A 25,693-nucleotide genomic window follows, 5' to 3' on the forward strand; every position below is an offset into this window, starting at 1 on the left:
GAGGGATGGTGCGTGGGCGAGGCCGTCACGGGGCACGGGGTGCGAGCCGTCCGGCGATGCGTGCAGCAGTTCTACCAACAGCCACTGACAACGCCCGGCGGCGGGGCTGGTGACGGTCCGTTGTCAGTGGCGGCTCGTACTGTCTGCTCCGTCGACTCCGGAGCGCCGTGCGCCAGAGCGGAGGGGAGAGCCATGTACCGGCAGGGAGACGTCCTGATCGTGCCCGTCGCGGAGGAGGCGGTGCCGTCCCATGTCCCGGACGCGCCGAAGGAACCGCGCGATGCCAGGGGACGGCTGGTGCTGGCCCTCGGTGAGGTCACCGGTCACGCCCACGCGGTGCTCGGCCGGGGCGAACTCGTGCGTGAGCCCGGCCCGTTCGGCCCGTTCCTGCTGCATCTGCCCGAGGGCGGCCGGGTGGTCCACGAGGAGCATGCCGCGATCACGCTGCCGCAGGGCTGGTTCCGCGTGATCCGGCAGCGGGAGTACGTGCCCGGCTCGGTGCGGCTCGTGGCCGACTGACGGCCGCGGCCACCGTACGGACATCACAAGCGAGCGGGGAACAGGGGAAGTTGACGATGACGACGCAGGACAGTGCGGCGGTGACCGTGACCGGGGGCCCGGCGGAGGGGGCCGACGGCGCGGAGGTGACGGCGCGCTGGCGCGCGTGGGCGATGGCCGCGGTGCCCGCCGACCGCGCGGCGGCGGAGGAGGGCGTCCGGCTGGCGTACCGCAGCGCCGGGCTGGCCGAGCCGGAGCGTGTGGTCTGGGCCGGGTCGCCGCGCGAGGCCGTGACGCTGATACGGCAGGGGACGGACTTCGGCGCGAGCGTGCGCGACGCGGTGCGCACGGCGCCGTGGGCCGCCGAGCGCCGCCGTCTGCACGAGGAGCTGGGTGCGACGGGCTGGTCCGGGCACTGGTCGCGCACCGGCGGCGCCCTGTGGGACTCCACTCAGGCGCTGGTCGACCGGATCCGCGCCGGCGTGCTCGACGACCTCGCCGGCGACGACCGGGCCGCCCGCACGGACATCGGGCTGGTCCTGCTGGACGCGCTGCTCGGTCAGCACGACGCGCCGTGGCTGGCCGCCCTGCACTCCGAGGGGTCCGCGCTGGCCGGTCCGGCCCAGGTGTGCCGCAGTGCCGGCTGGTGGTGGCCGTTCGAGAGGACGGCTGTGGTGTGCGAGCGGCCGGTCGCCCTGCACCGTGACGAGGCCGGCCGGCTCGATCACGGTGCAGGGCCCGCCCTGGAGTTCCCCGACGGTTTCGCCCTGTGCGCCTGGCGCGGCATGCCGGTGACGCGTGCCTTCCTGGAGGAGCTGCGCACCCTCACCCCGGAGCGGATCCGGGCGGAGGAGAACGCGGAACTGCGGCGGGTGATGCTCGAGTACTACGGCTACGACCGCTACCTGGCCGACTCGGGGGCGAAGCCCCTGCACAAGGACGAGACGGGGACGCTGTGGCGCATCGACCTGGTCGACGACGAACCGGTCGTCATGGTCGAGGTCCTCAATTCCACGCCGGAACCGGACGGCACCCACCGCACGTACTGGCTCCGGGTGCCGCCGCGGACCCGTACCGCCCGGGAGGGTGTGGCGTGGACGTTCGGTCTGGGGGCGGAGCAGTACGAGCCGCTGAAGGAGACGTGAGCCCGTCCGGGTGCGCGCCGGGCTGACTCCGCCCTCAGGGGGTATGCGGAGTACGGCAAGCACAGATCGGACACTCCGCTGGAAGGAGCCCTCATGCCGAGCATGCTGGAGCGCATCAAACATTTCGCCAGGAGCCCTCAGGGGCGGCGGGCCACGGAGGAGCTGCGGCGTGCCGCGGCCGACCCCCGGCGCCGGGCCCAGGGCCGGCGGCTCCTGGAACGGCTCCGCGGCGGTCACCGCTGAACCGAACCGCTCCGTATCCGCCCGCGCGGTCCGGCACGCACCCGCACGGCGGGCGTGCCCGTGACCGGGAAAGGACAGCATGAAGGAATCGTCGGTCCGCACAGTGGGCTGGGCGCGTTCACTGCCGATGGACCGTGGGGTGAAGGAGGCGCGGGACTGGGCGCGCGAGCACCTCGACACGCTGGGCTGGAGCAGCACGGCGCCCGACACGGTGGACGCCGTGCTGCTGACCGTGTCGGAGCTGGTCACCAACGCCCACGTCCATGCCCGTAGCAGCGCGCAGGTGGTCATGTCGTGGGACAACCGCTGCCTGCACATCTCGGTGCACGATTCATCCGACACCCTGCCGGCGCCGCGGGGACCGAGCACGGAGCGGGTCGGAGGGCGCGGCATGTTCCTGGTGGACGCCCTGGCCGACGAGTGGGAGGCCCGCCCGTGCCCGCACGGCAAGACCGTCACCGCCTGCTTCCGCGCGCCGGACGCGGCGCACGACCCGCCGCCGGACGCGGCACCCGACGCGGCGCACGACCCGGCACCGGACGCGGCACCCGACGCGGCGTCCACCTCGGCTGACCCGCCGCACTGACCGTTCCGTGAGCGCCACGATCGGCCGGTCCGTACGGATGGCTGGGCGACCGGCCCGTGCGGACGGCCGGGCAAACGGTCACGGCCGGCCATCGGCCCATGCGTACGGCTCGGCGACCGACCCGGACGGATGGCTGGGCAAACGGTCACGGCCGGCCATCGGCCCATGCGCACGGCTCGGCGACCGACCCGAGCGGATGGCTGCGCGACCGGCGCGTGGACGGGTCCGAAGGCGTCCGCTTCACCCGCCGAACCGGTGCGCCAGCGCCCGCAGTACCGCGCTGCGCCCCCGGTCGGGCACGGTCCACAGACTCTGTCCGCGCACGCCCCAGCGTTCCAGCAGGGCGTTGGCGGCCAGGAACCCGGTCGTCGCCGCGCGTTCCATCAGCGCCACGGGCAGATCGGTGCGCACCAGGTCACCGGCGAGCATCACGCCGGGCTCCGGGGTGCGCACCGTCGGCCGGTCAAAGTGCGCACCGATGGAGAACAGGGGGCAGTCGGCCCGCCATTCGTGCCGGGCGTCGACGACTCCGGCCGTGCGGGTCTCCGGCCAGACGCGGTGCAGTTGGCCGATCAGCCGCTTCTGCTCGACGTCGCGGGACGCCTCGGGAGGCAGGGCGTAGGCGTGGAGTTCGACGACGGACCCTCCGGTGCGCGCCGCCCACCGGGCCGCTTCGTCCTCGTAGCGTTCCAGGACGCTGATGTTGTCGAGGGTGCCGTAGCCGCTGGTGCCGAGGAAGCCCGGCCGTTCGGGTGCGACGGGCCGGTCCAGCCACAGCCGGGTCACCAGGAACGGCGGCGCGGTGCGCAGCCGGGCGATCCGCTCCCGCCACCGGGCGTCGCCCAGCCGGTCGCAGCGGGCGATCAGGGCGCGCAGCCCCGCGGTGTCGAGGGCGAGGACCACGGTGTCGTGGCGCCGCTCGTCCCCGGCGGTGGCCACCTCGTATCCGCCGTCGGCCGTGGGGGCGACGTGCTCGACGGGTGCGGCGGTGCGCAGGTCGGCGCCGTGCCGTCGCAGGTAGGCGGCGAGCGGTTCCCACAGGGCGGCGGGGAAGGGGGCGCGCGGCACGTCGAACAGCAGGCCCTCGGCGGACCCGAGGAAGTAGATGTGGAACATCAGCGCCATCTCGGCCGCCGACAGTTCGCGCGGGTCGGCGAAGAAGCTGCGGGAGAACACCTCGAACGCCAGGTGGCGGGCGGCCCGCGGGAAGCGGACCGCTTCGAGGAAGTCGTGGGCGCTGACGCCGTCGAGCCGTTCGTACACCTCGGGCACGCGCACGTCGAGCAGCGGGAGCGCCGCGACCGGGTCCATGCGGCGCAGATCGCGCAGGCCGAAGGAGGGGCTGAGCGCCGCGAAGCCGAGCGCGCTCCAGGGCGGGGTGCGCGGAACGTGCCGGAAGCCGTCGCGCAGTCCGCCGCTGTGGCGGAGCGGGTAGTCGGGCAGGCCGGTGAGCCGTTCCAGACCGGGGTCGGTACGACGCATGAGGCCGCGCAGGTTGTAGTACTGGCGGAAGAAGGCGTGGAAACCGCGGCTCATCGTCACGGTGGTGCCGTCGTTCAGGACGGCCGGCCAGCCGCCGACGCGTCCGCCCAGGTAGGGCATGCTCTCGTAGAGCGTCACGCGCACTCCGCGTTCGGCCAGGGCGGTCGCGGCGGCCAGTCCGGCGATGCCGCCGCCGACGACGGCGGTGCTGGGCCGCGTGCCGTCGATCCGTGCGGTGCCGGGCGGGGGCGGCAGCAGTCGGGCCCTGCGGTCGCGGCCGCGGCGGGCCGCGCCCGGACGGCGTGCAGGGGTCATCGTCCGCTCTCCCGTTCCGTGCGGGGACGCCGGGCGACGAAGGTGTGCGTGATGCCCGTCTGCCAGCCCGGCAGCGGCAGTCGGCGGACGTGTTCGAAGCCGGCCGTGCGCAGCCGGTCGGCGAAGCGGCCCGCGGTGTCGAACTCCATGACGCTGCGCCACAGGTGACGGTAGAGCGCGCCGTCGCCGAGCGCGCCGGCCACGGGCTGCACGACGCCCCGGCACACCAGGGTCCACACGGCGCGGTCCGTGCGGCGTCCGGCGAGGGTGTACTCGTGGACGCCGAGCCGTCCGCCCGGCGCGAGCAGCCCGCGCACGGTGGCGAGCACGGCGTCGGGGTCGGTGACGTTGCGGAAGAGGTAGGCGGCGAACACCGCGTCGTAGGGGCCGCGCACGCCGGCGTCCGCGAGGCGTTCCACCGGTGCCCGGGTGAAGGTGACGCCGGGCGGCCAGCGTTTGCCGGCCGCCTTCTCCAGCATGCCCGCGGAGGCGTCGACGGCGGTGATCCGCGCCTCGGGCAGTACGGCGGCGAGCGCGGCGGTCGAGGCGCCGGTGCCGCAGCCGAGGTCGAGCACGCGCAGTCCGCGGCCCTCACCGGGCAGTCCGAGGCGGCGGGCGGAGCGCCGCAGGTGGGCGTGGTAGCCGGGGTTGACGGCGACCAGCGCGTCGTACCTGCGGGCGGCGTGGTCGAAGGCGGCGGCGAGTCGCTCGTCGCGCAGCAGGGTCATGAGGGCTCCGGGGTGGCGGGTACGGCGGGTCGAGGGCCGCCGAACGGGGCGGTCGGTCAGGGGCCGTCGAGGCGCGGCGGGGCAGGGAGTCGAAGGGGCGGCGGGCGGCGGTCAAGGGCCGTCGAAGGGGCGGCGGGGCAGGGAGTCTCGAAGGGGCGGAGGTCAAGGGGCGTCGAAAGGGCGGCGGGGCAGGGTGTGCAAGTCCAGTGCCGAGCGGAGCATGGGTCCGACGGGGGCGTGCAGGCCCACGGCGAGGTCCTCGTGCAGCCGGGTGCGGCCGTCGAGGAAGAGCAGCAGCCTCCGCATGGGCACCTGCGCGAACAGGCGGGAGAACAGCGCGGGCCCGTCGGCCCGGCCGCTGTCCAGGGCGCGCAGCAGGACGGCGTCCATCGCCCGGGAGCGGGCCGAGTGGGCGGGCGGCGGGACCGGCCGGCGGCCCTGGCCGAGGGCGGCGGCGACGGCCCGCGTCTGCCGTTGCAGTCCGGCGAAGGTGTAGCCGGTCGAGGGGCGGGTGGCGCCGCCGGCCGCGCCGATGCGGAACACCGACTCGCCGGTCTGGCGGGGCATCGGGGCGTCGGTCATCGGGATGACGCCCGTCTCGGTGGACAGGACGTCGAGTTCGCCGAGCCGCAGCACCTCCTCGGCGTAGTGCCGTACCGCCGCCGCGTAACGGTCGGGTGAGAGGGGGCGGCGGGAGAACTCGGTGTACTCCACCAGGGCCCGGTCGCGGCCGACGGGCAGGACGTAGCCGAACGCCAAGCCCTCGGCCGGCTGCGGGACGCGGAAGTCCATCAGCTCCGCGGCACGGACGTCGAAGGCGGGGCGGGCGGTGCGGACGTACCAGCCGTGGAAGTGCTGCAGCAGCGTGGTGCGGGCGGCCGGCAGGCTGCCGAGAGGGCGGGAGTCGAACACCCAGCGGGCCCGCAGCGCCCCCGGGCGGCCGTCGCCGTCGCGCAGCCGGACCAGCGCTCCGCCGGGCACGTCCTCCACCGTCTCCACGGTCGCCTCCATGCGGCGTACGGCCGGGGAGGCGGCCAGGTCGTGGGCGACGAGGTGCTCGAAGTCGTCGGAGCGGATCATCTTGTAGCGCAGCGGCGCGATGTCGCCGTCGATCGCCGGCCCCGACGGGGGACGCACGCGCAGGTGCCGCCACGACGCCGTGACCGCCGCGTCGAACCGGCCCCGGCCGGCCTCCCAGAAACACCAGGTGCGACGGGGCGGCCGCAGCGGTCCCGGCGGTGCGTCCAGCAGGACGACGGACGGCTGTCCCGCCGCGGGCGCGGCCCGTGCCAGGCGGTGGGCCAGCGACAGTCCCGCCGCTCCCGCGCCGACGACGGCGACGTCCGTTTCCAGCACGTGCGCACCTCCTCCTGTGTCGCGGCGCCCGGTACCCCGGCCGGCGTGCTGTCCGTGTGCCCGACCGGATCCGGGTCACTCACCGGGTGAGGCGACCGGCGCGGGCGGGAAGGCATGCGCCGGCCGTGCCGTGCCGGAGCGGCGCGTCCGGCCGGCGGGCGTGGCCGACGGAGCCCGAGAAGACCGAGAAGACCAGGAAGACAACGAAGCCGAGGAAGCCGAGGAGAGGGAGAGACCGGGATGCGCCCCACCGAGCCCAAGGATCGTGACGAGCCGGATCCGCCGCCCGCGCCGCGCCCGGACCTGCCGCCGGGACCCTCCGTCCGGTTGCCGCCCGACCGTGTGACGCCCGACCGTGTGACGCGCGGAAGGCTCCCGCACGCCGACGGGGCGCGCGACCGTGCGGGAGCGTTCCGCGCGAGTGGCCGTGAACTCGACGCGGCGGGCGTCACCGACCCGGCGCTGCGCGAGGCCTACCGCCACTGCCGCCGCCTCAACGCCCGGCACGGCCGGACGTACTTCCTCGCCACCCGCCTGCTGCCCGTCGAGCGGCGCCCGGCCGTGCACGCCCTGTACGGCTTCGCCCGCAAGGCCGACGACATCGTCGACGCGCTCGGCACGGATGCCGGGCCCGCACGCCGCGACGCCGGACTCGCCGCGCTGCAACGGGAACTCGACCGGGGTCTGCGGGACGGTGACAGCCGCGAACCCGTGGTGCGGGCCGTCGTGGACACCGCGCGCCGGTACGGCATCGACCACGGCCACTTCGCCGACTTCATGACCGCCATGCGTTCCGACCTGGTGGTCACGGACTACCCGGACTACGCGGCGCTGCGCCGGTACATGCACGGTTCGGCGGCGGTCATCGGGCTGCAGATGCTGCCGGTCCTCGGCACTGTCGTGCCGCGCGAGACGGCGGCGCCGCACGCGGCAGCCCTCGGCGTGGCGTTCCAGCTGACCAACTTCCTGCGCGACGTGGGCGAGGACCTCGACCGGGGGCGCGTGTACCTGCCCGCGGACCTGCTCGCCGCGCACGGCGTGGACCGGGCGCTGCTGCGCTGGAGCCGGGACACGGGCCACCGCGACCGGCGGATCACGTCGGCGCTGGAGGAGTTCGCGGCGTTGACGCGGGGCGTGTACCGGGAGGCGGCGCCGGGCCTGCGGATGCTGGAGCCGGTGTCCCGGCCGTGCATCCGCGCGGCGTTCGTGCTGTACGGCGCGATCCTGGACGCCGTGGCCCGGGACGGCTACGCGGTGGTGCACCGCCGGGCGGTGGTCCCGCGCCGGCGCCGCGCCGTGGTGGCCGCCGACGGACTCGCCCGGGTGCTGGCGGCCCGGCTGCGCGCCCGGGACGCCGCCGTCCGGCCCGCGGACCTCCGCGCGCCGGTCCCGTACGACGCGACGGGCGTGCCGCTGCCCGAAGGCGCCGTGTGAGAGGCACCGAACCTCCACGCGCCGGCGCCGCACGACAGGGCGGGCGTGCAACTGCCCGAAGCTGCCGTGCGAAAGGCACCGGCGGACTATTCCGAGCGTGCCGGTGGGACGCACGGGCTGGCGCGTTCCCGGAAGACCGTTGGCGGACGCACGGACGGCTGCCCGGCCGAACGGCCCACGGGAGACCGGGCCGCCGGGTCGCCCGGTGGCCGCGGCCGGGCGAGGGCCGTACCGCCGGGTCCCCGGGCGTCACGGCAGGCATGCCACTACCCAGAAACGCCGTGCGAAAGGCACCAGCGGACTATTCCGAGCCTGCCGGGTGGGGCGCACGGGCTGGCGCGTTCCCGGAAGACCGTTGGCGGACGCACGGACGCCTGCCCGGCTGAACGGCCCACGGGAGACCGGGCCGCCGGGTCGCCCGGTGGCCGCGGCCGGGCGAGGGCCGGACCGCCGGGTCCCCGGGCGTCACGGCGGGCGGGCCCGTGGTGCGTCCGCCGTGCCGCCGGCGCCCAGGAGGCCGGTGGAGTGCAGGGGGTCCTCGGCCTCCAGGCGGGCCAGTTCGCGGCGGGTCACGCGCATCACCACGGGCGGCACGGCGGCGCGTCCCACCTGGGCGAGGCGCAGCCAGCGGGGCAGGTAGACGGCCGTGCTGCGGTGTTCCACGGCGGTGGCGAGCCGGACGCCGGCCAGTTCCGCCGGGTGGACGCGCCGGACCGGCGCGGGCATGTTGCCGCGCAGTTCGCGCAGAACGGTGTAACGGTCGCCGTCGCGGATCATGTCGGTGTCGATCCAGTTCAGGTAGCCGATGCCGACGGCGATCCCGTGGTGCGCCACCTCGGCGCGCAGGGCGTGGGTGAAGGCTTCGACGCCCGCCTTGGAGGCGCAGTAGGCGCTCATCATCGGTGCGGCGGCGATGGAGGCCAGCGAGGCGACCTGGAGGTAGTAGCCCCGCGTGGCCCGCAGGTCCGGCAGGAAGGCGCGGGCCGTGGCCGCGCTGCCGGTCAGGTTGACGTCGATCACGCGCCGCCAGCGGGCGGGATCGGAGTCGGCGAACGGGCCGCCCTCTGCGACACCGGCGTTGGCCACCACGGCGGACGGGACGCCGAGGCGTTCCCTGACCCGTTCCGCGGCGTCCGCCAGTGAGGCCTCGTCGGTGACGTCGACCTCGTGGACCAGGGCGGGCCCGGGCAGTGCGGCGGCCACCGCCTCCAGCCGTGCCCCCTCGTGGCCGAGCAGGGCCGGCCGGGCGCCGCGCCGGGCGAGTTCGCGGGCCAGCGCGGCGCCGACTCCGCGGGCGGCGCCCGTGATCACGACGGTGCGGTCACGCAGGGGCTGGGCCTTCATCGGCGGTCTCCTCCACGCGGTTCAGTCCCGGCTTGCCTCGCTGTCGCGGTCCCGGTCCGTGCGGGACCGCGGGGTGGTGTCGGGGCGGGCGGTGTGGTCGGGGTGGCCGACGGTGCGGCGGGCCTCCTTCATCTCGGCCTCGTAGAGGTGGTCCCGGCCGTCGGCCAGCTCCTCGACGGCGGCCTGTTCCAGTTCCCGGAACGGCTGGTAGTACGTCGTGTCGTAGTCCTCGACGATCTGGAACGTCCAGTGGCCGGGAATCACGTTGCGGCCCAGCACCTGGGTGCGCACCGCCTCGGCCCAGTCCGGGTGGCCGGCCTTGTGCAGCAGTTCGACCGTCCGGTCCAGTTCGAGGTCGGCGGTGCCGGTGAGCTGGTGGAAGCTGTACAGGTGGCCCCGGGCGCGTTCGGTCGTCTCCAGTGCCTTGGACAGCGATCCGAGCGCCTCCACCGTCTCGTCGCTGACGCCCTCGGGGCGCCGGTGGGCGCGGTCGGGGCCGTCGTCGTGCGCGGTCATCGTCTCGCCTCCTCCTGTGGTCGTCGGTCGGTTGCCGGGCCCGCCGGGCGACGGGTGCGGCCGGTGCCGTACGCGCCGGTCACCCGCGGTCCGTCCGGGTGCCCGTGTCCGGTCGGCGGCGGCCGGTGCGGTCCCGGCGGGACAGCAGTCGCTGCGCCCCGGTCAGGCCCGGCGCCAGGGAACGGCGCAGTGCGGCGCGTGCGGCGTTGGCGCCGGGCGCGCCGTGCACGCCGCCGCCCGGATGGGCCCCGGCGGACGCCAGGTACAGGCCCCTGACGGGGGTCTCGGGGCGGCCGGTGCCGGGTGCCGGACGGAAGAACAGCTGCTGGTGCATGGCGGCGGTGCCACCGTTGATGGCGCCGCCGTGCAGGTTGCGGTCGAGGGACTGGAAGGTGGGCGGGGCGATGATGCGGCGGGAGCGGATCAGGGCGCGGAAGCCGGGCGCGAACCGTTCCACCTGGCGTTCCACCCGGTCGGCCATGACCTCCTGCTCCGTGCCGTCCCAGGCGCCGGTGAGGGACTCCTCGCCCGCGTCGCGGGCGACCTCGTGCGGTACGTGGGTGTACGCCCACGCGGACTCGGTGCCGTCCGGGGAACGGGTGGGATCCGCGGTCGTCATCTGGCCGAACAGGCAGAACGGGCGGTCCGGGACGGTGCCGGTGGCGAGCTGGGCGGCGAAGCGGGTGAGTTCGTTCAGTCCGTCCGCGAGATGGACGGTTCCGGCGCCCGCGGCCTGCTCGCACCGCCAGGGCACCGGGCCGTCGAGCGCCCAGTCGACCTTGAAGGTGGCGAAGTCCCACTGGAAGCGCCGCAGGTCGGACAGGAGCTCGGCGGGAAGGTCCTCGGGTTCGAGGAGTTCGCCGTACAGGGCGGGCACGGCCACGTCGGCGAGGACCGCGCGGCCGGCCGTGACCGTCTCGCCGCCGGCCGTGCGTACTCCGGCCGCCCGCCCGTCGCGCACCACGATCCGGTCGACGCGCTGCCCGCAGCGCACCACCCCGCCGAGGCTCTCCAGACGGCGCACCAGGGCACCGGTGAGGGCGCCCGCGCCGCCGGCCGGCACGGGGAAGCCGTAGCTCTGTCCGAGCATCGACATCAGCCAGCCGAAGCCGCCGCTGCCCGCGGCCTCCGGCGCCAGGTCGGCGTGGAGCGCGTTGCCCGCCAGCAGCAGTCCGCCGCCCTCGCCCCGGAACTCCTCCTCCGCCATGCGCCGCACCGGCAGGACCAGGGTGCGCGCCATGCGCAGCCCGCCGGTGCCGCGCAGCCGGACCGCCAGCCGGGCCGCGGAACGGATCGGCGGAAACGGGGTGAACAGGGCGTTCAGCAGGTCGGGGCGGATGGTCTGCCACATGTCGTGCAGCCGGCGCCAGGCGGCTCCGTCGCCGCGCGCGAAGGCCTCCAGCGAATCGGCGGTGACGTCGAGGCGGCGGTCGAGCACCGCGCACCGGCCGTCGGTCAGCGGGTGCGCGAGGACGTGCGGGGCGTGGCTCCAGCGCAGCCCGTGCCGGTCCAGGCGCAGCCCGGCGACGACCGGGGAGGCCGCGGCGAGCGGGTAGAAGGAGCTGCACACGTCACTGACGAAGTCCGGGTCGGCACCCCGGTCGTGGCGTACGGCGCCACCCGGTTCCGGCTGCTCCTCCAGCACCGCCACGCTCCAGCCGGCGTCGGCGAGCAGGTTGGCCGCGACCAGCCCGTTGGGGCCTGCCCCGATCACCACGGCGTCAGGCACCGGCGTCTCCCGTGCCGGGTCCGTGCGACACGACCTGGCCGAGGGGGCGGCGCCGTTCCTCCTCGGCGGCCTCCCGCTCGCAGATCCCGGCGAGCCTGGCGAGCATCGTCCGGTGGCGGATCTGGATGAGGGCCTCCACGGCCACGTTGTGCACCAGGCTGCCCGCTCCGCGCAGCGGGTGCTCGTCCACGATGACCAGGCAGTCGTCGCCCCAGGGCCGCACGTCGATGGCGATCCGGGCCGTGCCGAGCGGCCCGGCGTCGGCCTCGAGTTCCAGCGCCTCGCCCGGCACGCAGCGCCGCACCACGGTGTTGTTGGACAGGGACAGCGGGCCGATGCGCACCTCGTAGCGGATGGCCGCGCCGAGCTCCGGCCAGTGCCCGCGCACCGGCTCCGAGGTCGAGGTGCCCACCACCCACTCCGCGTACCGGCTGCCGTCGGCGAGGACGGCCCAGACGCTCCGTGGGCTCGTACGGATCAGACGATGGCGAACCGCCACTGCTACCTCCCGGGTCCTCGAGCGACACCAGTCAGCACTGAGTGCCCGCTCCGGCGCACGTCAACCGGAGGAATCCGGCGCACGTCAACCGGAGGAATGAGGAGCACACGGCGCGGTCCGGCGGTCAGGTCGTGCCGCGGGCGGGGGCCAGGGCCCAGCGGATGCCCGCGGTGACGGCGGTGCCGAGCGGGCGTACGCACACGCTCTCGGCCGGCGGTAGGCGGGGCAGCCCCAGCGCGCGGGACGCCCACACCGGCAGCAGGGAGACCGCGTTGGCGGCGAGGACGCCGTACGGCAGGCGGGCGAGCAGCGGCACGGGCGGGTTGAACAGCAGGAAGCGGGCCGTGCTGCGGGCCTCGGGGGTGGAGCGCAGCTCACCGCGGTAGGCGGCCAGCCGGTCGGCGAGTCCGGCGCGGTCGACCGGCGGGTCGGGCACGCCGAGCGCGAGCGCGATGCGGGCCATGTCGGCGACGTAGGCGTCGCAGCCCGCGTCGTCGAGCGGGTGGGCGCCGTAGCGCTGGTGGGCGCGCAGGAAACTGTCGACCTCGGCGACGTGTACCCAGCACAGCAGACGGGGGTCGGTGGCCCGGTACTCCTCGCCGTCGACGGTGGTGCCGCGCACCGTCTCGTGCACGGATCGGACCCGGTCGACGGCCCGTTGCGCGCTGTCGGCGGTGCCGTAGGTGGTGACGGCGAGGAAGGTGCTGGTCCGCTGCAGCCGCCCCCACGGGTCGCCGCGGAAGCCGGAGTGTCCGGCGACGGCGGCCATGGCGAGCGGGTGCAGCGACTGGAGCAGCAGAGCCGACAGTCCGCCGATGAACATCGAGGCGTCGCCGTGCACCCTTCTGACCGGCCGCTCGGGGCCGAACCAGCGCGGTCCCGGCGTGTCGTGGATGCGGGCGCGGTTGTCGGGGCCGTCCGGTCCGGCCACCCGGGAGAAGATCGCGTGACCGATCCGGTCGCGCACCACCGAGCCGCCTTCCGTGAGCAGTCCCATGACTCGCTCCGCCCTTCCCGCGTCCACCGCGACCGGTGGGCGCCCTACGGCTACGTCTGCCCCGCTCCCCCGTCGCGTACCCGCGGCCGGGCGGCCCGCTCCGGCGCGCTCAGGGGATGTCGCCGAGCCAGTCGTAGACCCGGCCGTCGGTGCCGCGGGGCACGTAGACCGCGCGTCCGCCGGGGCCGTAGCGGCCTATCTCGGTGCGCAGGCCGACTCCGTCCCGCAGGTCCCGCTCGCTGCGGCCGGTGACGTCCAGCAGCAGTCCGTCCAGCGGGCCCCCGGCCAGCTCCACGTACGACCGTCCGTCGCGCGGGCCCGGATCGTCGTGGTCCGCCCCGTAGACCCTGCCGCGCATGAACTCCAGCTCGTCCATACCGGCAGGGTGGCATCCGGCACTGACAACGGGCGCTACGCCGGGAGCCCGGCGTGATCGGCGAGATCGGCGAGATCGGCGAGATCGGCGAGACACCCCCTCTACGCGTCCACGCCGTCGGCGCCGGCCGTCCAGGGCGGCGGCGCCGTTCCCTCGCCCCAGGCGAGCAGCGCCTCGCGGTCCACGCACACGATGCCGCACTGCGCGGCGTACTCCTCGGCCGGTGCGGTGAAGCCGCTGGTGGTGACGACGAGGGCGACGTCCGCCTCGTGGACGGTGAAGCAGGTGCCGCCGAAGCGCTGCAGGTCCTGCGAGCCGACCTTGTTGCCGCCGTTGCCGCTGCTGTCGCTGCTGTCGACGTCGCCGTTTTCGCCGTTGTGGTGTCTGTAGCGCTTGCACTGGACGACGAGTCGCCGGCCCTCCGGGGTCAGGGCCAGCACGTCCGCGCCGAGGTCTCCGGCACCGCCGACGACCTGCACCTGCGTGCAGCCGTCCCGCACGCACAGGGCCGCTATCGCCTCCTCGAACTCCTCGGGGCTCAGCGCGTCGTACTCGTGGGAGTCGGTGACGGCGGCGTCCTCGGCCGCCGCCGGAGCGTCCGGCGCGCGCCGCGGTGCGGGGACCACGGGCTCGGGCGGGGTGGGCGGCGGCGTGTCGAGGGCGTCGAGTGCCGTGGCCGTGGCGCCCTCCAGGGCCTGGCCGGCCCGGCGGGCGAGGCGCGCCGCGGACGGCCTCCGCCGGCGTCGCAGTCCGCGGGCCAGGGCGGGCGCGAGGCACAGGCACAGCAGGACGGCGAACCACGCCGGGCGCCGCTCCACGACCCCGGCGAGCGCGCGCACCGCGAGACCTCCGACGACGAGGACCGTGGCCAGCAGACCGAAGTACATCGCCGTGGCCCGCAGGTCGAAACGGTCGGGACGGCGGAAGCGGCGTTCGCGGGACCGCAGCGGACGGGTACGGCGCTCGGGCGTGGTCACCGTGGCGTTTCCTCTCCGTGGGGCGGGCTCGGGTCACCCCGGGGTCGCGCGGACCACCGGAGATCATCTACGCCGTCTGCCCGCGATCGGACCGTTCACCGGCCGCGCACACGAGAGCGGGGTCCCTGCCGCAGCAGGGACCCCGCCGGGTCCGGCATCGCCCGGGAAACCGGGCGGGTCCTCAGTGCCGGAAGACGTCCTTCACCTTCTCCTTGGCCGTGCGCGCGTCGCCCTTGGCCTGCTCCGTGCGGCCCTCGCCCTCGAGCTGCTCGTCCCCCAGGGCGCGGCCCGCTGCTTCCTTGGCCTTGCCCTCGGCCTGCTCCACCTTGGCCTTCGCCTTCTGCTCTCCAGCCACGTCCGTCCGCTCCGTTCTCTCGGTCCTGACCGTCCGGGTGGCCGGTCGGGCCGTCCCCAAACCTGTTTCGGGGAAGGTGGGCGGGTATCTGACGTGCCACGATGAACAGTGCACGGACAAGACGACCACGGGCTCGGAGGCGGACGGTGGACTGGCGGATCTTCGCTCAGCAGATGGCTTCCATGGCGCGTGATCTTCTCGCGGAGAACACCCTGGACGCGACGCTGCAGCAGATCTCCAGGTCGGCGGTGGAGCTGGTCGACGGCTGCGACGCGTCCGGCATTCTCGTGCTGCGCGGGAACCAGGTGCAGTCGCTGGCGCCGACCGAGCAGTTGGTGACCGACAGCGACCGCCTCCAGGAGAGCCTGCGGGAGGGGCCGTGTTTCGACGCGGCCCGGCCCGAGACCACCGAACGGGTCTTCCGCATCCCCGACTTCACCGAGGACCCGGAGCGCTGGACGTCGTTCGTGCCGCGCTGCCGGGAACTCGGCGTGGGCAGCATGATGGGCTTCCTGCTGTACACGCGCGAGGAGGAGCTGGGCGCCCTCAACATGTACTCCCGCAAGCCCGGCGCGTTCTCCGAGGACAGCGAGACGGCGGGCTGGCTGCTGGCCTCGCATGCGGCGGTCGCCTTCTCCACCGCCCTGACCGACGCGCAGATGCAGGAGGCCATCTCCACCCGGCACATGATCGGCGAGGCGATGGGCATCCTCATGGGCCGCCACCACATCACCGAGGAGCAGGCGTTCGACATCCTGCGCACCCACTCCCAGCGCACCAACACCAAGCTGCGCGAGGTGGCGCGCCGGGTGTGCGAGACGGGCGCCCCGGAGCAGTGACCGGGCGGCGGCCCGGGTGCGGTGACGCGCTCAGCGCCGGCCCGTCCAGGTGTGGGCGACGTCGATCACGATGCGGTCCTGGAACTGCAGGACCCGGAACGGCAGGCGTGCGCGCACGCCGAGGCCGACCTGTGTCTCGCCCTCGAAGCTGCCGACGAACCGCGCGTCCCGGAAGGTGCGGTATCCGGTGAGGTCGACGCCGGGCAGCGGGCGTCCGGCGCGCGCCGGGTAGACGGCTGCGCCGGTTTCGGGGTCGTACGAGGGCGCGGCGACCCGGACTTCGAGGACGGCGCCACCGGCGACGGAGACGGGACGGCCGGATCCGTCCTGGTGGACGCGGTCGACGTACCGGACGGAGTAGCCGAGGCCGCTGCGCGCGGTGCCGGGCAGGTCGACGACCATGCGGTCGTAGCAGTCGTGCTGGCCGGTCCGGATGTCGCGCAGCGGGTTGGTCGTGGTGTCGGCGTCGGTCCGGGCCTGGCTGCCCCAGCCGGTCGGGCAGGCCGTGGCCCGGGCGGCGGTCGGCGCTGCGGCGACGGCGGGGACGGCCGCGGCGGCCAGGGTGGAACACGCAAGCGCCAAGGCCACGCAGAGGGTTCGGTTTTTCAGCATTTCGGCCCCCTGGGCTCGCATCCTTCTGATATCCGGTGAGACGACCGGGATGCCCGGATGGTTGCGGTCGTGGTGCGGCCGGTCGCCGGACCGCCCGGCATGGCACATCCTGGTGGGAGCGACCAGCGAACAGTGTTCAGTGCGTCCGCACCGGGAGGGGGCGACATGGATGAGGCAGCCGCCGTACCGCGTGGGGAGCGGCCGGCGGGCGTGCGCGGACGGGGTACGGACGGCGAGTCCGGTGCGGGGCGGGCTGCGCAGGCGGCGCCCCGGATCGAGGACGTCATCGCGGAGCCCGTGGTGGCGGCGGTCCGGGCGATGCAGGGGTACGGCGGGCTGGTGTACCTGCGGTCACGCGACCGGCGTTCGCTGGTGCTGTGCGTGGTGTGCGGGGTTCCGCGGTCGCTGCTGAAGTCCTGGTGGCGGGTGCCCGTGGGCGGCGGGCTGCCCATGTCCGAGGCGTACCGCAGGGTCGAGAGCCTGTGGCTGCCGGACGAGGCGGCGACGATGCTGCGGTTCCCGCAGTTCACGGCCGCGCTGCCGTATCCGTTCGCGTCCGCCTACCAGCCCGTGCGGGTCGGCGGCGAGGCCGTGGGGGTGCTGGTCGTGCTGCGTTCGGTGGCCCGGGAGCGGATGGACGAGCGGGCGGTGGGCGTGGTGCTGCACGACGCCGGGCGGGACATGGAGCGCCGCCTCACCGAGTTCGCCCGCCGGATGCCCGGCCCCACGGGCCCGGACGCCGTCGCGTACGGCATCGACTACGACGACCAGCCGGTCGGCGTGCAGCTGCCCACGCCGCCGGCGCGGGCGGTGTCGGTGGGCATGGTCGAGTGGGATCTGGACAGCGACCGGTGGTCGGGGGACGACGACGCGCTGTCGCTGCTGGGTGTCTCCCGGGACGGCTTCGGCGGGACCATGGCGGAGGTCGAGGCCCGGGTGAGCCCGGACGACCTGTACGAACTGCGGGCGAGCCGGCGGGAGGCGGCGGACGCCGGTCAGGTCAGGGCCCGGCGCTTCCGGGTGCTGGACGACCGCCGGGGCGACGGGCAGATCCGGTACCGGCCGGTGGAGCTGTGGGGGCACGTCGTACGGGCGGAGGGGCCCGGCCGGCTGCTGGTGGGCGCCCTCGTCGACGCGGCCGGCGGGGTCGCGGCCTCGGAGGCCGCCGAGCGGCTGCCCGACGGGCTGTTCTCCCTGGACCAGGACGGCCGGGTCAGCTACGCCAACCGCCGCTGTCTGGAACTGCTGGGATGCGAGCTGGACAGCCTGCTCGGTCACCACCCGTGGGAGGCGCTCACCTGGCTGCACGATCCGGCGTACGAGGACCGCTACCGGGCGGCGATGCTGTCGCAGGAGACGGTGTCGTATCTGGTGCACGCCGCGGACGGGGGCTGGCTGGGCTTCGTGCTGTATCCCGGCGTGCACGGCCTGACCGGCCGGGTGTTCCGCACCGACGCCCCGGTCGGCGCGGAGCCGGGCCGCGCCCTGGCTCCGCTCGGCCCGGCCGCCGCGGCGCCGACGTCGGAGCTGGTGGCGGCGCCCCGCGCGGGCGCCCTGTACCACGTGGTGCAGATGGCCAGTGTGCTGACGGAGGCGGTGACCGTCAGGGACGTCTGCCGGGCCGTCGCCGAACAGTTGCTGCCGGCGTTCGGCGCGCAGGAGATCGCCCTGTACCTGATCCGCGAGGGGCGGATGCACCTGCTGTGGGAGTCGGGCTATCCGGAGCACTTCCTCGACCGTTTCGAGGGGGTGCCGCTGGACGCGAACCTGCCCGGCGTGCATGCGCTCACCACGCGGCTTCCGCTGTTCTTCGAGTCGCCCGAGGCGCTGGTCAACGCCTATCCGGAGCTGGTCCTCGATCCGATGAACGCCTGGTCGTTCCTGCCGTTGATCGCCTCAGGGCACCCGGTCGGCTCCTGCATCCTCGGCTGGAGCACGCCGCACCGGTTCACCCCGGAGGAGCGCAGCGCGCTGACCGCGCTGGGCGGGCTGGCGGCGCAGGCGATGGAGCGGGCCCGGCTCTACGACGCGGAGTCGGCGGTGGCGCGCGGGCTGCAGGAAGGGCTGCTGCCGCACCGGCTGCCCGCCATCGACCGGCTGCTCACCGCGGGCCGCTACCTGCCCGGCACCCAGGGCATGGCCATCGGCGGCGACTGGTACGACGTGATCAGGACGGGGCGCGGGGTGGCGCTGGTCATCGGTGACGTCGAGGGACACAGTGTGGGCGCGGCGGCCGTCATGGGGCAGCTGCGCAGCGCGGTGCACGCGTTCGCCGCGAGCGGCCGGCCGCCGCAGGAGGTCATCACCCATACGAACCGGCTGCTGGCCGAGCTGGAGACCGATGTCTTCGCCACCTGCTGCTACATCGAACTGGATCCGGGGACCGGCCGCGCGCTGGCCGTCCGGGCAGGTCACCCCCCGCCCCTGCTGCGTCATCCCGACGGGCGCACCGAGAGTCTCGACCTGCCCGGTGGGGTGCTGCTCGGTGTGCAGCCGGACGCCGTGTACCCGGTCACGTCCCTGACGCTGGCACCGGGCAGTGTCCTCGTGCTGTACACCGACGGGCTGGTCGAGACACCCGGCGGTGACATCGAGACGGGCATCGAGACGGTCCGCCGCTCCCTGGCCGACGACCGGGCCGCCTCGGTCGAGGAACTCGCCGACCGGCTGGTCAGGACGGCCCGCCGCACCGAGGACCGTCCGGACGACGTGGCGCTGCTGCTGACGGCCTACGGCTGGGACGCCGCACCCTGACGGGGCCTCTCCCCGGGGCGGGGGCGGTCGGTGTCACAGGCAGTAGCGCACCAGCCATTCGTCCGGGTCGTAGGCGGTGCGGGCGGGGTCCGGCGCGACGGCCGGCCGCTCCTCGACCATGTCCTCCACCCGGACGGGCTCCGGGAGGTGTCCGAAACGGGCGTGGCGGGCGGTCGCCGCCTCGTCCGTGCTCTCGCGCGTGCCCACGGTCTGCTGCTCCACGGCAACTCCCCTCTACGGCCGGCCGGCGCTCCCCTCGGACGGCACCGCGGCCTCCCCGCCAAGTGTCACACACCGGAGGCCGGTTGAACCGTGCCGGAGGCGGCGGGACCCGAGGGGGTGGGTCCCGCCGCCGGTCGGTGCGGCCCGTGTGCGGGCTCAGGTCACGTACGGCGCACCCGGCGCAGCACCACGACCCCTGCGGTGACGAGGACCGCTCCCGCCGCGGCGGGCCACAGCTGGGCGCCGGTCTCGGCCAGTCCGCCGGTCACGGCCTGCGGCTCGGTGCCGTCGTCGGCCGGGGCGCCGTTGCCGTCACCGGTGTCGTCATGACCGGCGTTGGCGTCACCGGTGTTGTCTCCGTCGCCGTTGTCCGCGCCGGTGCCGGTGGCCTCGGTGTTCTCCTCGGCGGACGGGGAGACACGGACCTCAGGCCGGTCGCCGCCGTCCCCGGGCGCGCCGGACTCGCCGGCCGGTTCCTCGGTGGCGGGTTCCCGGGTTGCCGGCTCCTCGGTCGCCGGTTCCTCGTCGGCCGGTTGCTCGGTGGCCGGTTGCTCGTCGGCCGGTTGCTCGTCGGCCGGTTGCTCGGTGGCCGGGGGCTCCGAGGGGTTCTCCGGCCGGCCGCCGCCGGGCTGCTCGCCCGCGTCGCCGCCCTCACCGTCGCCGCCGTCGCCGCCGTCGCCGGGGTTCTCCGGCGCGGCCGTGGGCTCCTGCGACTGCTCACCACCCGGCTCCTCACCGCCGGGCTGCTCGCCACCCGGCTGCTCACCGCCGTCGGCGCCCGCGCCGCAGGTGCGGCCGCTGTTGATGCAGCCGACCATCTCCCGCATCAGATCCTCGTCGAAGACGTTGATGAAGTCGCCGTGGTCCGTGACCGGCTTGTGCAACTGCTCCGGGAAGGAGTCCACCGCGAACAGCGGTGTCGTCCGTCCGCCGTCGTCCAGGCTCGGCGCGTCGACGTCGTAGACGATGCGCTGCACCAGCTGGGGAACCGGACGGAAGCCGGACGGACAGGAGCCGTCGGCGGCCGTGAACGCCATGTGCGTACGGTGGTTGGCGCTGTCGATGTTGCGCCCGTCCCAGCAGCTCTGGAACCTGAACGTGCGGACCACGTCACTGCCCTGCGGGCACAGCGGGTACTTGTCCTTCAGCTGCCGGTCCTCGAAACCGGTGCAGCTCCAGGAGGCGTTGGCGTTGGCGGGGCCGTTGACGAAGGACTTGGCGTCGCCCGTGATGATGCGCAGCAGCCGCGGCATCGCGGTCACCTCGCCGCGCGGGTTGCCGACGAAGGTCAGCGTGACCTCCTTGGGCGTGACGATCTCACCGGCGTTGCCCTCGATGCCGCCGCCCGGGGATGCCGCGTCCTGCTCCTGGGTCCCGTTCTGCAGCCGCAGCACCGGCCAGTAGTACGACGACCGGTCGCCCGGGTCCTCGCAGCTCGTGTCCGCTTTCGCCAGGTCGTCGTCGCTGGAGAAGGCGTTGGTGGCCTGGTTGCCGATGTAGTCGTGGAAGTGGTGGGCACCGTTGGCGACACCCGGTGCGGCGATCACGTTGTCGGAGTTGAACAGGCCGTTCTCGTTGACCCCGCAACTGCTGGTGAAGGTGCCGCGCGAGGCGTCCTCCGTGCGCTCCGGTTCCGCGGGCGCGGCCGGCGCACCGGTGATGTCCGCGTAGTCGGCGGCGACGGGACCGTTGCCCGCCTGCCCGCCGTTGCCGCCCTGCCCCTGCTCACCGTCCTGACCGCCGTCGTCCTGTTCTCCGCCGTTCCGGCCGTCGGCCGGCGGGGCGGACGCGTTGCCCGAGTCGCGGACGGTGCAGTCGGCGAGTTCCTCCAGGCCGGCGGGGCGGTCACCGGCCGCGTCGATGGCGGCGACGATGCGTTCGAGGGTCGCGGACCGCTCCTCCCCCAGCGGCTCGACGATCCTTTCGTCCGCGAAGCCGGGATCCTGCCGGACGGCCTCGGCCGATTCCCCGAGGCGCCGGTAGGCCTGCGCGATCTGCTCGTCCAGGGCGGCGAGTTCCTTGTCGACCTCTGGCCGCGCCCGCTCGGGCACCGACGTCAGGCGCGTCGCGACATCGGGGCAGTCGATCGTGGCGCCGCCCAGCACGCGCGCCCGGCCCGCTCCCCCGGCGGGGGCGTCGTCCACCGTCGCGGAGGCGTAGACGTTGGCCGCCATCAACCCCCCTCCGCCCAGGATCAGCGCGACCGCGGCGAAGGTCGCGCGCTGTGGACCTCTTGGGCGTCTGCGTGTGTTGCGTGCCAAGGCAGTACTCCTACGCTTCTGTCGCGGGGGGTCGGCAGGAAATTCCCACGCCCCATACGCGGGCGGACCGCCGTGTGTTCACCTGCCGCCCGGATTCCTCGGGCCGTCCAGGGATTCCTCCGTGCCCCCGCACGCCACGGGTCCCCGCCGGACAGGGTGTCCGGCGGGGACCCGACGACCCGATGACGGGTCGGCGCGCTGCCTCTGGCTCAGCCGAAGTTCACGTCACTGCACAGGAAGTACGTCTGGTCCATGTGCGAGGCCTGCCAGATCGTGTAGACGACGTGGCGGCCGCTGAGACCGGACGTGCTCACCGGGATCGAGTAGTTCTGGCCGGGGGCGTACTTGCCGGTGCGGGCCACCTGCTGCAGGTCGTCCCAGCCCAGCGGCTCGGTGGTGGGGTCGAAACCCTGCTTGGTGACGTACACCAGGATGTAGTCCGCGCCGTGGCTGGCCTGGTCGTGCAGCTTGACGGTGAAGTTGTCGTCCACGTTCGTGGTCTTCCACGCGCCCACGGTGTCCAGGGAGTTGTAGCGCCCGGATTCGGCGTGCCCGCCACTGCACAGCTGGCCGTTCGGCACGACGGCCTGGAAGTTGCCGGCGGAACCGTTGCGGTAGAGGCCGTTCCAGTTCCACATGGCGTTGGGGTCGTCCTGCCACGCCTGCCAGCACATGGGGTCTTCCTGGGCCATCGCCGGGTTCTGGAAGTCACTCCCCCAGCGCTGCCAGCAGCCGTAGTTGCGGGACGCGGGGTCGACCACGGAGCCGTGGGCGACGGCGGTGCCACTCCAGGGGATCAGACAGAGCAGCGTGGCGGCGACGACGCTCAGGGCGAGCGTCACACGGGACCGGAGCGACAACAGCACAGCATGCCCATGCCAACTCATGAAGCCTTCTCTCCGATGTGGGGGTTGTGGGGATCGGGGACAGCAGTGAGCGCGCCCCGACCGCGACTCGGACTGCGGACTGCGACGCGGTGATGGGAGCGCTCCCAATGGACAGGCTGCGCCTGGCGGGGCGGAGCGGCAACGCCGATTCGCGCCACTTCCCGCGGGCCGTGGCGCGTTCGATGCATTCGACGGAACCAGCCCCTCCGGCCCGCCGGAGAGCCCGTCAGAGCCGGTCAATGCCGGTCAATGCCGGCCAGAGCCGGCCGGTGTCGGTCGGTGCCGGTCGGTGCCGGTCAGAGCCGGTCGGGATGACCCGTCGTACGGCCGAGGCAGACGACCGAGTCGTCCATGGGCGCGGCGATCTCCTCGAAGCCCATGCGGTCGTAGAAGGCGCGCGCGGGCTTGTTGGCCACCGCCATGACGAGATGGACGGACGGCACTCCCCGATCACGCAGGGCGGTGAGGAAGGTGCGCATCAGCTCCCGGCCGTGGCCGCACCCCTGCCACGCGGGGAGCACGTCGATATGCAGATGGGCCGGCCAGGCGGCCAGTTCGGGCACGACCATGCGTTCGGGGTGGTGCAGCAGCCAGGCGATCGACTCGTCGGGGGTCCGCGGTGGCACGGACGGCTCGGGGTGGCGGTCGGCGACCAGGGGCAGCCACTCGGTGCGGAACCGCTCGGCGAACCGGACGGTGTCGGCGGTGCCGAGGATGTAGCCGACCGCCCGGCCGGCACCGTCGTCCAGTACGAAGGCCAACTCCGGTTCCAGGTGGACGTACGGGGCAGCGAACGTGTCGGTGAAGACGCTCGGGTCGGCGTAGAACGGGCGGCTGTCCTGGCCGTTGTGCGCCGTGCGGACACAGATCTCGTCGAGGGCCGGCCGGTCCTCGGGGCGGTACGGACGGATCACGGGGGACTCGGTCATGCCTGCATACTGATCCCTTGGGAGCGCTCCCACAACTGTTTTCCCGTAACCGCCGCACCCCACCGCATCCCGTCGCCCGCACGCCCTGGATTGGCCGACCGGCGGCTGGTTACCCGGCGGCCATGAAGCTGCACATGCCGGGGCGCAACGGCCGACAGGCCGAGGACAACACGACGGACGAGCACCGTCGGGACGGACGGCCGGGCCACGCGCAGGACGGGCCCGGGCCGGACCGCGACGTGGAACGGACGGCGCCGGACACACCGGCACACCTGCCGAAGGGCGCGTGGCGCGCGGCGCTGAAGGGCAGCGTGCGGGAGTTCAAGGACGACGAACTCACCGACCGGGCCGCCGCGCTGACGTACTACGGTGTGCTCTCGCTGTTCCCGGCACTGCTGGTGCTGGTGTCCCTGCTGGGACTCACCGGCAGGGACACCACCGACAGGGTGCTGGAGAACCTCCGGGAACTCACGCCCGGCTCGGCCCGCGACATCATCACCCGGGCGGTCCAGCAGTTGCAGGGCAACGCGGGCATCGGCTCGATCATGGCGATCGTCGGCCTGGTGCTGGCCGTCTGGTCCGCCTCGGGGTACGTGGCCGCGTTCATGCGGTCGGCGAACGCCGTGTACGACATGCCCGAGGGGCGTCCGGTGTGGAAGGTGCTGCCGGTGCGGCTCGGCATGACGGTCGTACTGATGGTGCTGGCCGTCGTCAGTGCGCTGATGGTGGTTTTCACGGGTGGGCTGGCCCGGCAGGCGGGCAGCGCGCTCGGCGTCGGCGACACGGCGCTGACCGTGTGGTCCGTCGCCAAGTGGCCGGCGCTGGTGGTCCTCGTCACCGTCATGATCGCGCTGCTGTACTGGGCCGCCCCCAACGCCAAGGTCAAGGGCTTCAGGTGGATCACGCCGGGCAGCTTCCTGGCGCTGGTGATCTGGCTGGTGGCGTCCGGCGGGTTCGCCTTCTACGTCGCCAACTTCGGCTCGTACAACAAGACCTACGGCACGATGGCCGGTGTCATCGTGTTCCTGATCTGGCTGTGGATCACCAATCTCGCGATCCTGCTGGGGCTGGAGTTCGACGCGGAGATCGCCCGGCAGCGGGCCATCGCCGGAGGGCATCCGCCGGAGGCGGAGCCGTACACGCAGCCGCGTGACACGCGGGCCTGGGACGAGCAGGACCGGCGGCGCATGGACGACGGGGGCTGACGGACGGTCTCACTCCATCAGGCCGGCGGCGAGCGTGGCGCCCAGTTCCCAGCACCGTTCGACGGCCGCCCGGTCGGGCTCGCCGGTGACGGTCACGGTGTCGGCGGCCCGCCGCCAGCCGAGGCCCGTCGTGATCGCGTCGAGGCCCCGTACGGCGCCGGTGACGTCGTTCCCGCCGTGCACGTAGGCGCCGAAGGGCCGGCCCCGGGTGGTGTCGAGGCAGGGGTAGTACACCTGGTCGAAGAAGTGCTTGAGCGCCCCCGACATGTAGCCGAGATTGGCCGGGGTGCCGAGCAGATAGCCGTCGGCCTCGAGGACGTCGGCGGCGGTGGCGGACAGCGCGGCGCGCCGCACCACCCGGACGCCCTCGATCTCCGGGGCGGTGGCTCCGGAGAGGACGGCTTCGAACATCGCCTGGCAGTTGGGCGAGGGCGTGTGGTGGACGATCAGCAGGGTCGGCACGCACCGACCCTGCCGTGCTGGTCCCCCTGCCCGCAAGCCGGACCGCGGCCGGGCCGGGCCGGCCCGAGCGGGGGCCGGGGCACGGACGTCATGCCGCGCGACACCCGTGCCGCGCGGCCCGCCTCCCGTTGTGAGGGCGCGGCGGGAGTGACACGATGCCCTCGCATCGGTTGACGGACACGGGGGTGCGTTGTGGCGGACGAGGAGCAGGGGTCACCGGCGGCGGCGGTGTTCGACGCGCTGGGCAGCGAGTACGAGAAGGCGTTCGCCTCCTCCGCGGCCCACCGCGCGTCGCTCGAATGGCTGCTCGCCCGGCTGGCGCCCGGCAGCAAGGTGCTGGACGTGGGCAGCGGGACCGGGCGGCCCACGGCCGCCGTGCTCGCCGCGGCCGGCCACCGTGTGCTGGGCGTCGACGTGTCCCCGGTGATGGTGGAGATCGCCGCACGACAGGTGCCCGAGGCCGAGTTCCGGTGCGCCGACGTGCGCCGCATCGCGCTGGAGGACGGTGCGTACGACGCGGTCTGCGTGTACTTCGCGCTGCTGCAGATGCCTCGCGCGGAGCAGTCGGACCTGGTGCGGCGGCTGGCCCGGGCGCTGCGGCCGGGCGGCCTGCTCGTACTGGCCACGGTGCCGCTCGACGTCGAGGAGTTCGACGGCGTGTTCATGGGGCAGCCCGTGCGCGTGACCAGCTTCGCCGCCGAGGACGTCATCGCCCTCGTGCGCGGGGCGGGCCTGGCGGTGGAGTCGGAGCAGAGCGTGATGTTCACGCCGACCCACCCCGACGCCATGCCGGAGCCGCAACTGTTCCTGCACTGCCGGCGCGCGGAGACCGAACCCGGCGACTGACGCACGCCCGCGCCCCGTCTCCCGTTTCACGGGATCTCCATGATTGTCCGACGCCCGATCAGGTACCCGTATCCCGTTCCCATCGGAAAGCGAGGT

At 74.2% G+C, this 25,693-nt stretch carries 25 protein-coding genes and 1 pseudogene; 9 read left to right on the forward strand and 17 right to left on the reverse strand.

Going from position 1 to position 25,693, the window contains the following annotated elements:
- Positions 1-192: 192 nt before the first annotated feature.
- From FGW31_RS01765 to FGW31_RS01775, 4 genes and pseudogenes are all read left to right on the forward strand, one after another.
- A complete protein-coding gene (locus FGW31_RS01765) occupies positions 193-519 on the forward strand; it encodes a hypothetical protein (protein WP_142191494.1) in 327 nt (108 codons plus the stop codon).
- Positions 520-575: 56 nt separating this feature from the next.
- A complete protein-coding gene (locus FGW31_RS01770) occupies positions 576-1,643 on the forward strand; it encodes a DUF6745 domain-containing protein (RefSeq protein WP_142191495.1) in 1,068 nt (355 codons plus the stop codon).
- A 93-nt stretch (positions 1,644-1,736) separates the two neighbouring features.
- Positions 1,737-1,886 carry a hypothetical protein gene (locus tag FGW31_RS34870; RefSeq protein ID WP_182675309.1) on the forward strand — a complete coding sequence of 50 codons (150 nt, stop codon included), beginning with the start codon at positions 1,737-1,739 and terminating at the stop codon, positions 1,884-1,886.
- A gap of 79 nt (positions 1,887-1,965) precedes the next feature.
- Positions 1,966-2,367, forward strand: a pseudogene (locus FGW31_RS01775) (ATP-binding protein); the annotation flags it as partial.
- A 345-nt stretch (positions 2,368-2,712) separates the two neighbouring features.
- Here the strand turns inward: FGW31_RS01775 and FGW31_RS01780 are convergent.
- The 3 genes from FGW31_RS01780 to FGW31_RS01790 form a co-directional block, all read right to left on the reverse strand.
- Positions 2,713-4,269, reverse strand: coding sequence for an FAD-dependent oxidoreductase (locus FGW31_RS01780; RefSeq protein WP_142191497.1), 1,557 nt, complete (start codon positions 4,267-4,269; stop codon positions 2,713-2,715).
- The gene (locus FGW31_RS01785) at positions 4,266-4,997 is read right to left on the reverse strand and encodes a class I SAM-dependent methyltransferase (RefSeq protein ID WP_142191498.1); all 732 of its coding nucleotides are present in this window, start codon (positions 4,995-4,997) and stop codon (positions 4,266-4,268) included. Before FGW31_RS01785 ends, FGW31_RS01780 begins: the two co-directional genes overlap by 4 nt.
- 162 nt (positions 4,998-5,159) lie before the next feature.
- Positions 5,160-6,353 (reverse strand): lycopene cyclase family protein, encoded by a 1,194-nt coding sequence (locus FGW31_RS01790; protein ID WP_142191499.1) that lies wholly within the window; start codon positions 6,351-6,353, stop codon positions 5,160-5,162.
- Between the two features lie 357 nt (positions 6,354-6,710).
- On the opposite strand from FGW31_RS01790, the gene FGW31_RS01795 reads away from it, so the two are divergent.
- Positions 6,711-7,787, forward strand: a complete 1,077-nt coding sequence (locus tag FGW31_RS01795; protein ID WP_142191500.1) for a phytoene/squalene synthase family protein — start codon at positions 6,711-6,713, stop codon at positions 7,785-7,787.
- A gap of 465 nt (positions 7,788-8,252) precedes the next feature.
- On the opposite strand, the gene FGW31_RS01800 is transcribed toward FGW31_RS01795, so the two are convergent.
- The 8 genes from FGW31_RS01800 to FGW31_RS01835 form a co-directional block, all read right to left on the reverse strand.
- On the reverse strand, positions 8,253-9,131 hold the full coding sequence (locus FGW31_RS01800) for an SDR family oxidoreductase (RefSeq protein ID WP_142191501.1): 879 nt from the start codon (positions 9,129-9,131) through the stop codon (positions 8,253-8,255).
- Positions 9,132-9,152: 21 nt separating this feature from the next.
- Entirely contained in the window at positions 9,153-9,647 is a 495-nt protein-coding gene (locus FGW31_RS01805) for a hypothetical protein (RefSeq protein WP_142191502.1), read from the reverse strand.
- 79 nt (positions 9,648-9,726) lie between these two features.
- Entirely contained in the window at positions 9,727-11,376 is a 1,650-nt protein-coding gene (locus FGW31_RS01810) for a phytoene desaturase family protein (protein WP_142191503.1), read from the reverse strand.
- Positions 11,369-11,875, reverse strand: coding sequence for an SRPBCC family protein (locus FGW31_RS01815; protein ID WP_142191504.1), 507 nt, complete (start codon positions 11,873-11,875; stop codon positions 11,369-11,371). The genes FGW31_RS01810 and FGW31_RS01815 overlap by 8 nt, the downstream gene beginning before the upstream one ends.
- A gap of 124 nt (positions 11,876-11,999) precedes the next feature.
- Positions 12,000-12,872 carry an oxygenase MpaB family protein gene (locus FGW31_RS01820; protein ID WP_142191505.1) on the reverse strand — a complete coding sequence of 291 codons (873 nt, stop codon included), beginning with the start codon at positions 12,870-12,872 and terminating at the stop codon, positions 12,000-12,002.
- Positions 12,873-12,981: 109 nt separating this feature from the next.
- Entirely contained in the window at positions 12,982-13,248 is a 267-nt protein-coding gene (locus tag FGW31_RS01825; RefSeq protein WP_142191506.1) for a hypothetical protein, read from the reverse strand.
- A gap of 101 nt (positions 13,249-13,349) precedes the next feature.
- Positions 13,350-14,225 (reverse strand): restriction endonuclease, encoded by an 876-nt coding sequence (locus tag FGW31_RS01830; protein ID WP_233288497.1) that lies wholly within the window; start codon positions 14,223-14,225, stop codon positions 13,350-13,352.
- 181 nt (positions 14,226-14,406) lie between these two features.
- The gene (locus tag FGW31_RS01835) at positions 14,407-14,580 is read right to left on the reverse strand and encodes a CsbD family protein (protein WP_142191507.1); all 174 of its coding nucleotides are present in this window, start codon (positions 14,578-14,580) and stop codon (positions 14,407-14,409) included.
- 173 nt (positions 14,581-14,753) lie between these two features.
- Here FGW31_RS01835 and FGW31_RS01840 point away from each other — a divergent pair, with 173 nt between their 5' ends.
- On the forward strand, positions 14,754-15,419 hold the full coding sequence (locus tag FGW31_RS01840; RefSeq protein ID WP_142191508.1) for a GAF and ANTAR domain-containing protein: 666 nt from the start codon (positions 14,754-14,756) through the stop codon (positions 15,417-15,419).
- A 30-nt stretch (positions 15,420-15,449) separates the two neighbouring features.
- Here the strand turns inward: FGW31_RS01840 and FGW31_RS01845 are convergent, their stop codons facing one another.
- Positions 15,450-16,031, reverse strand: coding sequence for an AMIN-like domain-containing (lipo)protein (locus FGW31_RS01845; protein WP_142191509.1), 582 nt, complete (start codon positions 16,029-16,031; stop codon positions 15,450-15,452).
- A 165-nt stretch (positions 16,032-16,196) separates the two neighbouring features.
- On the opposite strand from FGW31_RS01845, the gene FGW31_RS01850 reads away from it, so the two are divergent.
- Positions 16,197-18,785: a SpoIIE family protein phosphatase gene (locus tag FGW31_RS01850; protein WP_233288498.1), complete on the forward strand. Its 2,589-nt coding sequence runs from the start codon at positions 16,197-16,199 to the stop codon at positions 18,783-18,785.
- A 33-nt stretch (positions 18,786-18,818) separates the two neighbouring features.
- Here FGW31_RS01850 and FGW31_RS01855 read toward each other — a convergent pair whose 3' ends face one another.
- From FGW31_RS01855 to FGW31_RS01870, 4 genes are all read right to left on the reverse strand, one after another.
- Positions 18,819-19,007, reverse strand: a complete 189-nt coding sequence (locus tag FGW31_RS01855; RefSeq protein WP_142191511.1) for a hypothetical protein — start codon at positions 19,005-19,007, stop codon at positions 18,819-18,821.
- A 161-nt stretch (positions 19,008-19,168) separates the two neighbouring features.
- Positions 19,169-21,181: a DUF1996 domain-containing protein gene (locus FGW31_RS01860; protein WP_142191512.1), complete on the reverse strand. Its 2,013-nt coding sequence runs from the start codon at positions 21,179-21,181 to the stop codon at positions 19,169-19,171.
- A gap of 296 nt (positions 21,182-21,477) precedes the next feature.
- Positions 21,478-22,155 carry a lytic polysaccharide monooxygenase auxiliary activity family 9 protein gene (locus tag FGW31_RS01865; RefSeq protein WP_142191513.1) on the reverse strand — a complete coding sequence of 226 codons (678 nt, stop codon included), beginning with the start codon at positions 22,153-22,155 and terminating at the stop codon, positions 21,478-21,480.
- A gap of 296 nt (positions 22,156-22,451) precedes the next feature.
- Positions 22,452-23,084, reverse strand: a complete 633-nt coding sequence (locus FGW31_RS01870) for a GNAT family N-acetyltransferase (RefSeq protein WP_142191514.1) — start codon at positions 23,082-23,084, stop codon at positions 22,452-22,454.
- Between the two features lie 122 nt (positions 23,085-23,206).
- On the opposite strand from FGW31_RS01870, the gene FGW31_RS01875 reads away from it, so the two are divergent.
- A complete protein-coding gene (locus FGW31_RS01875; RefSeq protein WP_142191515.1) occupies positions 23,207-24,289 on the forward strand; it encodes a YihY/virulence factor BrkB family protein in 1,083 nt (360 codons plus the stop codon).
- 9 nt (positions 24,290-24,298) lie between these two features.
- Here the strand turns inward: FGW31_RS01875 and FGW31_RS01880 are convergent, their stop codons facing one another.
- Positions 24,299-24,751 carry a flavodoxin family protein gene (locus FGW31_RS01880; protein ID WP_142191516.1) on the reverse strand — a complete coding sequence of 151 codons (453 nt, stop codon included), beginning with the start codon at positions 24,749-24,751 and terminating at the stop codon, positions 24,299-24,301.
- A 192-nt stretch (positions 24,752-24,943) separates the two neighbouring features.
- Here FGW31_RS01880 and FGW31_RS01885 point away from each other — a divergent pair, with 192 nt between their 5' ends.
- Complete coding sequence (locus tag FGW31_RS01885; protein ID WP_142191517.1) at positions 24,944-25,597, forward strand: class I SAM-dependent methyltransferase; 654 nt, start codon at positions 24,944-24,946, stop codon at positions 25,595-25,597.
- The last annotated feature ends 96 nt before the right edge of the window (positions 25,598-25,693 follow it).

It is taken from the genome of Streptomyces calvus (genome assembly GCF_006782915.1).
GTDB classification, from domain to species: domain Bacteria; phylum Actinomycetota; class Actinomycetes; order Streptomycetales; family Streptomycetaceae; genus Streptomyces; species Streptomyces calvus.

Bases quoted from the DNA above. Each gene is read 5' to 3' on its own strand.
- FGW31_RS01765 (WP_142191494.1), top strand. From the start codon at position 193: ATGTACCGGCAGGGAGACGTCCTGATCGTGCCCGTCGCGGAGGAGGCG.
- FGW31_RS01770 (WP_142191495.1), top strand. From the start codon at position 576: ATGACGACGCAGGACAGTGCGGCGGTGACCGTGACCGGGGGCCCGGCG.
- FGW31_RS34870 (WP_182675309.1), top strand. From the start codon at position 1,737: ATGCCGAGCATGCTGGAGCGCATCAAACATTTCGCCAGGAGCCCTCAG.
- FGW31_RS01780 (WP_142191497.1), bottom strand. From the start codon at position 4,269: ATGACCCCTGCACGCCGTCCGGGCGCGGCCCGCCGCGGCCGCGACCGC.
- FGW31_RS01785 (WP_142191498.1), bottom strand. From the start codon at position 4,997: ATGACCCTGCTGCGCGACGAGCGACTCGCCGCCGCCTTCGACCACGCC.
- FGW31_RS01800 (WP_142191501.1), bottom strand. From the start codon at position 9,131: ATGAAGGCCCAGCCCCTGCGTGACCGCACCGTCGTGATCACGGGCGCC.
- FGW31_RS01805 (WP_142191502.1), bottom strand. From the start codon at position 9,647: ATGACCGCGCACGACGACGGCCCCGACCGCGCCCACCGGCGCCCCGAG.
- FGW31_RS01820 (WP_142191505.1), bottom strand. From the start codon at position 12,872: ATGGGACTGCTCACGGAAGGCGGCTCGGTGGTGCGCGACCGGATCGGT.
- FGW31_RS01825 (WP_142191506.1), bottom strand. From the start codon at position 13,248: ATGGACGAGCTGGAGTTCATGCGCGGCAGGGTCTACGGGGCGGACCAC.
- FGW31_RS01840 (WP_142191508.1), top strand. From the start codon at position 14,754: ATGGCTTCCATGGCGCGTGATCTTCTCGCGGAGAACACCCTGGACGCG.
- FGW31_RS01845 (WP_142191509.1), bottom strand. From the start codon at position 16,031: ATGCTGAAAAACCGAACCCTCTGCGTGGCCTTGGCGCTTGCGTGTTCC.
- FGW31_RS01850 (WP_233288498.1), top strand. From the start codon at position 16,197: ATGGATGAGGCAGCCGCCGTACCGCGTGGGGAGCGGCCGGCGGGCGTG.
- FGW31_RS01860 (WP_142191512.1), bottom strand. From the start codon at position 21,181: ATGGCGGCCAACGTCTACGCCTCCGCGACGGTGGACGACGCCCCCGCC.
- FGW31_RS01865 (WP_142191513.1), bottom strand. From the start codon at position 22,155: ATGAGTTGGCATGGGCATGCTGTGCTGTTGTCGCTCCGGTCCCGTGTG.
- FGW31_RS01870 (WP_142191514.1), bottom strand. From the start codon at position 23,084: ATGACCGAGTCCCCCGTGATCCGTCCGTACCGCCCCGAGGACCGGCCG.
- FGW31_RS01875 (WP_142191515.1), top strand. From the start codon at position 23,207: ATGAAGCTGCACATGCCGGGGCGCAACGGCCGACAGGCCGAGGACAAC.